Source organism: Lachnoanaerobaculum sp. MSX33 (genome assembly GCF_000512995.1).
GTDB lineage: Bacteria > Bacillota > Clostridia > Lachnospirales > Lachnospiraceae > Lachnoanaerobaculum.
On record NZ_AZXX01000034.1, the window covers coordinates 1 to 1,342 of the forward strand.

At 31.9% G+C, this 1,342-nt stretch carries 2 protein-coding genes; both read right to left on the reverse strand.

The window, feature by feature from the left end; all coding sequences use genetic code 11:
* Window positions 1–15: 15 nt before the first annotated feature.
* Window positions 16–498 (reverse strand): hypothetical protein, encoded by a 483-nt coding sequence (locus tag HMPREF1495_RS03570; protein WP_034212113.1) that lies wholly within the window; start codon window positions 496–498, stop codon window positions 16–18.
* Between the two features lie 191 nt (window positions 499–689).
* Complete coding sequence (locus tag HMPREF1495_RS03575) at window positions 690–1,229, reverse strand: RNA 2'-phosphotransferase (RefSeq protein WP_034212115.1); 540 nt, start codon at window positions 1,227–1,229, stop codon at window positions 690–692.
* Between the last annotated feature and the right edge of the window lie 113 nt (window positions 1,230–1,342).

Consider the following 1,342-nt stretch of genomic DNA (forward strand, 5'->3'; position numbering starts at 1 on the left):
TATCAATAGTATAATTTAGAATGTTTTAAGGTCTTCATACGCCCATAATTCATTCCATGGCAGTTTTGCATATACCTTATCTATATCACTCTTTGTATAAAAATAATCTACCCAAAATATATCTTCAGGAAACACACTAAAGTATCTATGTAAAAATTCAAGCATCATAATTTCTCTATATGCTATATCCTCAAAAATCAAAAAACATGTTGATACCTTACCCAAAATCGGAACATAACTATCTAATGCCTCTTTTGAGTCCTCGTAAAAATATATTATTGCACTATCATTTCTAAACTCATCATGTATATATTTTGGCCTATCCCACACCTCTCTCCAATGATCATTTACAAAGCTAACGCTCCATACATTACTTTCTTTATCTTTAGATTTATCACTAGCATAAAATTCCATTTCAACAAATATGTCAATTATTGCATCTAAATCTCTTTCCGTTACATATTCGTCTTTTCTAAATATAGCAGCAGAAATTCCCATTATTTTATTAACCTCACTAAATCTTCTGAGTTCTTATTCTAAAACTTTTTTACAGGTTTGTATTTTGTCTTATTTTTTACTTCCCTAATCCTCTGCCTGCATTCTTTGACTTAGCTTGCTTAAGGAATACCTTCCTTATAGATTTTAAAATATTTATGTAAAAACTACAGTATTATTAACTCTATTACTCACTATAATTCCGTTATATAACACCAAGGTATTTTGTCTGCCAACCAAACTTTTTCATTTCCGTGATAAAATACCACTCCGTCATTATATGCTCTCTTAGAATCAATTTCCAATATACATGGACTCTTGTCACGCCTAAGACCTACTTTTTTTGCCGTATCTATATCGGCTGACAGGTGTACATATTGTCTGCTCATAGGTAAAAGACCGTTCTTTTTTATACTCTCAATAAATCTCCTTGCAGTACCATGATATAATTTATCAGGTGGAATCTTCTCTTCCTTTACTATATGCATCGGTATGGAATGCCCGTACATAGCTCTTATTTTTCCTGCATTTATTTCATGTCTTTTCTTTTCAGACTTGTCAATCATAACAGCCAAATCGTTTCTTGTTATATTTCCAAACTTACCTTCTGTATTCAGCGCATTCAAAAGCTGCTCTATACTTACCCAGCCTTCTTCATCCATTTCAAGTTCATACTCCCAAGGTGCATGTCGAAGTGCATATGAAACTTCCTTACTTAATTCTTCAAATTTCATCGTATTCCCCTTCTTCTATCATCTCATCTATAGCTTCTCTAAACCAATCTATAAGTTTATCAACTTTTTAGTAAAGAAGAGCTGTTAGATATAAAACAGCTCCTCTTAAAAAA